A 7,735-nucleotide genomic window follows, 5' to 3' on the forward strand; every position below is an offset into this window, starting at 1 on the left:
GCTCACCGCGGCCGGAGCGCCGGGCGCGGACAGCGGCGCGGCCGCGGAAGCGCACTCGGCGCTCGCCGGCGGGCCAGTCGGCGCTCTGCCTCTGTTCCTCTCGGGGCTGAAAGCGGGCCTGCTGACGTTTGGGGGCGCCTACACGGCCATTCCGTTCGTTCGCGACGACGCCGTCGGCCAGGGATGGCTGAGCGACTCGCAGTTCCTCGATGGACTGGCCTTGTCGGGCATCATTCCGGCGCCGCTGATCATCTTCGCGACGTTCGTCGGCTACCAGGCCGGCGGTCTCGTCGGAGCATTGGCGATGACCGCCGGGATCTTCCTTCCCGCCTTTGCCTTCAGCATGCTGTTTTTCGACCGGCTGGAACAAGCGATCGAGGACCAGCGGCTCCACCGCTTTCTGGAAGGAGTGGCCGCGGGAGTCGTCGGCCTGATCGCGGCAACCACGCTGGATCTCGTGATCAGCGTTTCGCAGCGCGTCCCCTCGCTGCCTTATGCCGCGCTGATATTCGGCTGCTCGCTCGCCGTGCTGTATTTGTGGCGCTCGAAGCTGAATGTGCTGGCGGTGATGCCGCTGTCGGCGCTCGCCGGCCTGGTCGCGTTCGGCTGAAGGTCTGCCCAGGGCGGATAGCGGACGTTACGGTTCGTAATAACACAGGTTTGCCCGCCGGCTCTCCCTGCCGCGCTCTAATGGCACTCCGCCGCGAATGAACATCCGTTCACAAACTTCCTCCCGCGGCGCTCGTTTGTCCGGCCGTCCCCATGTTGGGTCTTACCGCGTAACCGCGGATTCAGAGGAGAAAAGTAATGCGTAAGATAATGATGGCTGCAGCGCTGGCCGGATCCCTGGCCTTTTCCGCCCCGGCGACGGCGCAGGTGCAGGGCGGTCTGATCAACGTCAGTCTCAGCAACATTCTCAACAACACCGATTTGCGGATCCGCCTTCAGAACATTCTTAGCCACAACAACGTGAGCGTTCAGATCCCCGCCAACGTCAGCGTTCCGATCGGGCTGGCGGCGAATATCTGCGGCACCACGGTCGCAGTGCTGTCTGCAGCTAACTCGACCGGCACATGTACCGCTTCGACCGACATTTCGCAGGGCCATATGAGGGCTCTCGCGAATGCGATCCAAAAGAACCGTTAATACGAATACTTTGTCGACAAGGGAGCCTCCGGCGTTGAGCCGGGGGCTCTTTTCTTGATGCGATCCCTAGGCGGTGAGCCTCAGCCCGGCGATCGCGGCGACGATGGTCAGGATCAACAATGCGCGGATCAAGGTCGCGGGCTCGTCGAACCACAGGATCCCGACGACCACCGTGCCGAGCGCTCCGATGCCGCCCCACACCGCATAGGCGGTGCCCATCGGGACGGTGCGAGCGGCGAGCTCGAGCAGCGCCATGCTGATGGTCACCGAAACGAGGAAGGCGAGCGTCCACGGCAGGTTCCTGAACCCGTCGACGAAGCGCAAGGCGGTGGTGAAGCCGACTTCGAACAGGCCGCCGAGAATGAGATAGAACCAGGCCAATTCGAAATCCTCCTAGGTTGCCGCTTCGAGCCGCGGGCTGACGTCGGCGGGCCTGCGCGCGGCGAGGATGCAGCCGGCGACGATCAGCGCCGCGCCGGCCAGCGTGTAGGGCGACAGCGCTTCGCGGAAAATCAGCCAGCCGAACAGGGCCGCCCACAGAAAGGACGTAAATTCCGTCGCGGCGAGATAATTGGCCTCGGCGCGCGCATAGGCCCAGGACAAAAGCATGTGCGAAGCGATCGCAAGCGACGCCGCGAAGATCAGCAACGGCCAGTGCACCGCCGCCGGAACCGCGACTCCGAGCAGGGGAATGAAGGCGGCGAGGACGACGGTGACGATCACGCTCTGGAAGAAGGCGATCTCGACCGGGCCCGCGACCTGCGCCTGGCGCCGCATCAGGATGATGTTGAGCGCGTAGCACACCGCCGAGGAGAGGATCGCGAGGCTGCCGATGGTCGCTTCCCGGCCAAGGTCGGCCTGCGCCTGGCCGACGAAGATCACCAGCACTCCGGCAAAGGCGATCAGCGAGGCCCCGACGGTGCGGCCGCCAACGGTCTCCTTCAACAACACCGCGGCGAGATAGAGGGCGATCAGCGGAGCGATGAACGCCAGAGCGATCGCCTGCGCGAGCGGGACTCGCGCCAGGCCCCAGAAGAAGAGAAAGCCCATCACCGTCGAGAGCAGGCCGCGGGCGAGGTGCAGCCGCATGGTCGGTTGCGAAGGCCACGGCGAGGGCTGCGCGAGATAGAGCGCGCCCGACATCCCAATGCCGATAAGATTGCGCCAGAACATGGTGGCCACGGTGCCGATGGCGATCACCAGCCCCTTCATCACCGCGTCCATCCCCGAGAACAGAGCGATGCCGAGGACCGCGACCAGGAACGCGGTCAGCGGCGGATGCTGGCGTGGCGGAGTCACTCGGCGGCGTGGAGCGTTTCCGCGCTGTCTTTGTCGGCCTCGATCTCGGCGGCCTTGGCTTCGACCAGCCGGACGATGTGGTCGATCATCGCCTCGTCGCGGACATGGTGGTCGGTGACTCCCGACAGATAGACCATGTGGGTGCCGTTGCCGCCGCCGGTGATTCCGATGTCGGTCTCGCGCGCTTCGCCCGGGCCGTTGACGACGCAGCCGAGCACCGACAGCGACATCGGCGTTCGGATGTGCTGCAGCCGCTCCTCGAGCGCCTGGACGGTGCGGATGACGTCGAAGCCCTGGCGCGCGCAGCTCGGGCAGGAGACGACTCGAACCCCGCGATTGCGGATACCGAGGCTCTTCAACAGCTCGTAGCCGACTCGGACCTCCTCCTCGGGCTCGGCCGACAGCGAAACCCGGATGGTGTCGCCGATGCCCGCCCACAGCAGCGCGCCCATGCCGATCGCCGACTTGACGGTGCCTCCGATCAGCCCGCCGGCCTCGGTGATCCCGAGGTGGAACGGGCAATCGACCTGTTCGGCGAGCTGCTGGTAGGCGGCGACCGCGAGGAACAGGTCGGATGCTTTGACCGCGACCTTATATTCGCGAAAGCCGTGGTCCTCGAGGATCCGGATATGGTCCATCGCGCTTTCGACCAGCGCTTCGGGGCACGGCTCGGCATATTTCTCGAGCAAATCCTTCTCGAGGCTGCCGGCGTTGACTCCGATGCGGATCGCGCAGCCGTTGTAGCGGGCCGCGGCGATGACTTCGCGGACGCGCTCTTCCGAGCCGATGTTGCCCGGGTTGATGCGCAGGCACGCGGCGCCGGCGTCCGCGGCCTCGAGCGCCCGCTTGTAGTGGAAGTGGATGTCGGCGACGATCGGCACCCTGGCCTCGCGCACGATAGTCCGCAGAGCCTCGGTGCTGGCGACGTCGGGGCACGAGACCCGGACGATGTCGGCGCCCGCTTCCTCGCAGCGGCGGATCTGGTCGATCGTCGCTTTGGCGTCGCTGGTCGGCGTGTTGGTCATGGTCTGGACGGTCACCGGCGCGTCGCCGCCGACGGCGACGTTGCCGACCATGATCTGACGCGACTTGCGCCGCTCGATGGAGCGCCAGGGACGGATTGCGGACATGGGGCGCGATATAGGCGTTTGGAACGCAACGGCAAAGCGCCCGGCCCCGCCTTCCACTCCGCTGTGCTTGTCGTTACTGCCGCGCCTGTAAGGGAGAGCCTTATGCGTATGCTGTTGATCCTCGGAGCTTTGCTCATGCCTGCCGCCACCGCCGAAGCCCAGCCGAACACCGACTGGAAGCTGGTCGTCCACGGCGGCGCCGGGACGATCGAGCGCTCGAAGATGACGCCGCAAAAGGACTCGGCGATCCGCGCGGCGCTGAACCGCGCGCTCGAGACCGGGTCCCGCATCCTGTCCTCCGGCGGTGCCGCGCTCGATGCCGTCGAAGCGACGGTCCGGGTCCTCGAAGATGACCCCAACTTCAACGCCGGGCGCGGGGCGGTCTTCACTTACGACGAAACCCACGAGCTCGACGCCTCGATCATGGACGGCCGCACCCGCGCCGCCGGAGCCGTCGCCGCCGTTTCGGCGACCAGGAACCCGATCGGCCTGGCTCGCGCGGTGATGGAAAAAAGCCCGCACGTATTCCTGGCAGGCAAGGGGGCGGACCGCTTTTCGGCCGAGCAGGGGCTGCCGCAGGTTCCCAACAGCTATTTCTCGACCCCCGATCGGCGCCGGCAGCTCGACGCGTTCAAGACCAAGAAGGTGAGCGCGCTCGAGATCGAATATAAATACGGCACGGTCGGGGCGGTCGCGCTCGACGCCAAGGGCCATCTCGCCGCCGCGACCTCGACCGGTGGAACCACCGGCAAGCGCTGGGGCCGGATCGGCGACTCGCCGGTGATCGGCGCCGGCACCTATGCCGACGACCGCGCCTGCGCGGTGTCCGCGACCGGCACCGGCGAATATTTCATCCGCGCCGGCGCCGCCCACGAAATCTGCGCGCGAATCCGGCTGAAGGGGGAGGCGCCGCAGGTCGCGGCCGATGCAGTCATCAAGGAAATCGGCGGGCTCGGCGGCGATGGCGGCGTGATCGTCCTCACGCCCAGGGGCGAGCGCGTCTATTCGTTCAACACCAAGGGGATGTATCGCGGCATGGCCGACAAGGCCGGACGCAGCGTCGCCATCTACGGCGACGACGACGAGCGGTAGGGCACAGCGTCGCGCTCCCACTGCGCTTCCGCGGCGATCGCCCGCCGCTCCTCCTCGACAAACGCCGCGACCGCCTGGCGGAAGCCTGGATCGGCGATGAAATGGGCCGAGCGCGAAATGACCGGCTCGTAGCCGCGCGCGAGCTTGTGCTCGCCCTGGGCACCGGCCTGGACCGCCGCCAGCCGATGATCGATCGCCCATTCGATCGCCTGGTAATAGCACAGCTCGAAGTGCAGGAACGGCACCTCGTCGATCGTCCCCCAGTAGCGGCCGTAGAGCGTCTCGGGACCAACCAGGTTGAGCGCCCCGGCGATCGGGCGGCCATCGCGATAGGCGAGCAGCAGCAGCAATCGGTCGCCCATCGTCTCGCCGATCCGGTCGAAGAAAGCGCGCGTCAGATAGGGGCGGCCCCACTTGCGGCTGCCGGTGTCCTGGTAGAACGCCCACATCGCGTCCCACTCGGCCGCGCCGATCGCGCCTCCGGTCAGCGCCGCGAACTCCAGGCGCTCGCGGGCGGCGGCGCGCTCCTTGCGGATCGCCTTGCGCTTGCGGCTGGTCAGCTGGCCAAGGAAGTCCTCGAAGTCGCGATAGCCGCGGTTCAGCCAATGGTACTGGATGCCGTGGCGGATCAGCCATCCGCGCGCCAGGCATTCGGCGGCTCCCGCCTCGTCGACGAACGTGATGTGCGCCGACGACAGCGCGTTCTGGACGGTCACCGCCTCGGCCGTGGCGAGCAGTTGCTGCGGCCAGGCGCCGAGCAGCCGCGGCCCCGGCACCGGAGTGAACGGAACCGCGACCTGCAGCTTGGGATAATAGCGCCCGCCCGCCCGTTCGAACGCGTCCGCCCAGCCGTGATCGAACACATATTCGCCTTGGCTGTGGCTCTTCAGATAGGCGGGGGCGGCGCCGAGCAAGGCGCCGGTCTCGTCCTCGATCGTGATTGGAGCGGGCGTCCAGCCGGTGCCCGATCCAACGCTGCCCGATTGCTCGAGCGCAGCGAGGAACGCGTGGCTGACGAACGGGTCGCCGCCGGCCAGCCTGTCCCAGGCGTTGCCGTCGATGCCGGCAACGCCGGGTCCGACGCGCGCGATCAGCTCGGTTTCACGGTCGGCCATGGGCTTCCCAGATGAGCGCGTCCGCGTGAACCCGGGCTTGCTCGCGCTCGGCTGGGGTTCGGACGGTCCAGCTGTAGACCGGGATTTGCTCGCGGGCGCGGGCGACCCAGCGGCGGCCGAGCGCCGTTCGCTCGACGGCGAGGAAATCGGGCGACGCCAGCCGCAGCGCCAGCCATCGACTGAGCGGCCGAGTGCGCTCGCGCACCACCAGGCCGCGCCGGATCGAGGGCAGGTTGGTCTTGAGCAGGCGCGGTAGCCTGGCATCGAAGCTCATCACTCCAAGCCGCTCCTGGTAGCCGGCAAGCGCGCCGCGGAGGGCCGCAGCCCAGCGCCAGATATCGCCATCGACCTTGACCTCGAGCAGCAAGGGCACGCGTCCAGCCACCAGGGCGAGCAGGGCCGAAAGCGTCGGGATCGGCCCGTCGCCGACCCGCAACCGGCCCAGCTCGGCGAGGCTCGAGCGGCCGATCCGAAGTGGGCTCGCGCACAGCCGCCACGCGTCGGAATCATGGAATAGGACGATCTGGTCGTCGGCGGTGAGCCTCAGGTCGCATTCGATCCCCGCTCCGAATTCCAGCGCCGCGGCGAAGGCGATCAGGCTGTTTTCGGGAAACTGCGTGCCGTGGTGCAGGCCGCGGTGGGCGAAGCCGGCTGGACCTGGATCGAGCGGGTCAGCGACGGACCGCGACAATCGCATCGACTTCGACGGCGACGCCCAGCGGCAGCACCGCGACCCCGACGGCGCTGCGCGCGTGCCTCCCGGGCTCCCCGAATACCTGCTGCATCAGCTCGGACGCGCCGTTGGCGACCTTGGGCTGGTCGGTGAAACCCGGCGCCGAATTAACGAACACGCCCAGCTTGACGATCCGGTCGACCCGGTCGAGCGAGCCCAGCGCGGCCTTGATCTGCGCGAGCAGCATGACCCCGCAGCGCCGAGCGGCGGCGGTCCCGGCTTCAAGGTCCATGTCCGCGCCGAGCCGGCCTTTGATCAGGCTGCCGTCCTCGGCGAAGCTGATCTGCCCGGAGATGTGGAGCAGCCCGTCCTGCTCGACCGCCGGCACATAGGCCGCGACCGGCGCCGCGGCTTCGGGGAGGGTGATGCCAAGCTCGGCAAGGCGCTGGTCGATGGTGCTGCTCATCGCTCGCGCTCAACACGTCCAAGGAAGCGTGGTCAAGCTCCCTAAACCGTTCGTGCTGAGCCTGTCGAAGCACTGCCATATCTTTTTCCCACAAGAAGTGAGGACAGCCCTTCGACAAGCTCAGGGCCAACGGATTTTTGAGCTCACTCGTCGCGAGTCACGACGAAGCCGGCGAAGCTCTGGCTGGTGGGCATCAGCTCGATCGCGTTGATGTTGACGTGCGGCGGCAGGTTGGCGATCCACCAGATCGTCTCGGCGAGGTCCTCGGCGGTCATCGGGTTGGCGCCCGAGTAGAGCTTGTCCGAGGCTTCCCTGTCGCCGCCGGTGCGGACCAAGGTGAACTCGGTCTCGGCCATCCCCGGCTCGATCGAGGTGACCCGAACGCCGGTTCCGGCGAGGTCGCAGCGAAGGTCCAGCGAAAACTGGCGGACGAACGCCTTGCTCGCACCGTACACGGCACCGCCGCGATACGGATAGGTGGCGGCCACCGACGACAGGTTGATCACCGCGCCCCGGCGCTCGATCAGCCCGGGCAGGAGCGCTCGGGTCAAGGCGACGAGGCCGGTGATGTTGGTCTGGATGGCGTTGGCCAGCGGCTCGAGCTGCGAGTCCTGCAGCGGGTCCATCGGCGGCGCGAGCCCGGCGTTGTTGAGCAACAGGTCGATATCGCCCCACCGCGGCGACAGGCGGCTGAGCTGCTCGGCCGAATCGAGGTCGCGGATGTCGAGCTCGAGCGGCAGGCAATTGTCGCCGATCTCGTCCGACAAGGCCCGCAGTCGGTCGCCGCGGCGGCCGGTCGCGATCACCCGCCAGC

10 protein-coding genes are annotated in these 7,735 nt (G+C 67.6%); 3 read left to right on the plus strand and 7 right to left on the minus strand.

The features are described from left to right. Nucleotides 1–610, plus strand: a 610-nt coding sequence (locus H0T81_RS09780; RefSeq protein ID WP_294012426.1) for a chromate transporter, incomplete at its 5' end; no start/stop codon positions are given. Between the two features lie 197 nt (nt 611–807). Then, nucleotides 808–1,146, plus strand: a complete 339-nt coding sequence (locus tag H0T81_RS09785) for a hypothetical protein (RefSeq protein ID WP_294012429.1) — start codon at nt 808–810, stop codon at nt 1,144–1,146. 66 nt (nt 1,147–1,212) lie between these two features. Here H0T81_RS09785 and H0T81_RS09790 read toward each other — a convergent pair whose 3' ends face one another. The 3 genes from H0T81_RS09790 to ispG are packed head-to-tail and all read right to left on the minus strand — an operon-like array spanning nt 1,213 to nt 3,575. Beyond that, a complete protein-coding gene (locus H0T81_RS09790) occupies nt 1,213–1,527 on the minus strand; it encodes a multidrug efflux SMR transporter (protein WP_294012432.1) in 315 nt (104 codons plus the stop codon). 12 nt (nt 1,528–1,539) lie between these two features. Continuing rightward, the gene (locus H0T81_RS09795; protein WP_294012435.1) at nt 1,540–2,445 is read right to left on the minus strand and encodes a DMT family transporter; all 906 of its coding nucleotides are present in this window, start codon (nt 2,443–2,445) and stop codon (nt 1,540–1,542) included. After that, nucleotides 2,442–3,575, minus strand: a complete 1,134-nt coding sequence (ispG, locus tag H0T81_RS09800; RefSeq protein WP_294012437.1) for a flavodoxin-dependent (E)-4-hydroxy-3-methylbut-2-enyl-diphosphate synthase — start codon at nt 3,573–3,575, stop codon at nt 2,442–2,444. The genes H0T81_RS09795 and ispG overlap by 4 nt, the downstream gene beginning before the upstream one ends. Before the next feature lie 108 nt (nt 3,576–3,683). On the opposite strand from ispG, the gene H0T81_RS09805 reads away from it, so the two are divergent. After that, nucleotides 3,684–4,667 carry an isoaspartyl peptidase/L-asparaginase family protein gene (locus H0T81_RS09805; protein ID WP_294012452.1) on the plus strand — a complete coding sequence of 328 codons (984 nt, stop codon included), beginning with the start codon at nt 3,684–3,686 and terminating at the stop codon, nt 4,665–4,667. Here H0T81_RS09805 and H0T81_RS09810 read toward each other — a convergent pair. From H0T81_RS09810 to H0T81_RS09825, 4 genes are all read right to left on the minus strand, one after another. Further along, a complete protein-coding gene (locus tag H0T81_RS09810; protein WP_294012440.1) occupies nt 4,643–5,782 on the minus strand; it encodes a GNAT family N-acetyltransferase in 1,140 nt (379 codons plus the stop codon). The genes H0T81_RS09805 and H0T81_RS09810 overlap by 25 nt on opposite strands. After that, entirely contained in the window at nt 5,769–6,479 is a 711-nt protein-coding gene (locus H0T81_RS09815; RefSeq protein ID WP_294012443.1) for a glycerophosphodiester phosphodiesterase family protein, read from the minus strand. Before H0T81_RS09815 ends, H0T81_RS09810 begins: the two co-directional genes overlap by 14 nt. After that, nucleotides 6,454–6,921, minus strand: a complete 468-nt coding sequence (locus tag H0T81_RS09820; protein WP_294012446.1) for a RidA family protein — start codon at nt 6,919–6,921, stop codon at nt 6,454–6,456. Before H0T81_RS09820 ends, H0T81_RS09815 begins: the two co-directional genes overlap by 26 nt. Nucleotides 6,922–7,064: 143 nt before the next feature. Continuing rightward, nucleotides 7,065–7,735: SDR family NAD(P)-dependent oxidoreductase (locus H0T81_RS09825; protein WP_294012449.1), on the minus strand; the 671-nt coding region annotated here is incomplete at its 5' end.

This window comes from Sphingomonas sp. (genome assembly GCF_013812825.1).
In the GTDB taxonomy this organism is placed as follows: domain Bacteria; phylum Pseudomonadota; class Alphaproteobacteria; order Sphingomonadales; family Sphingomonadaceae; genus Sphingomicrobium.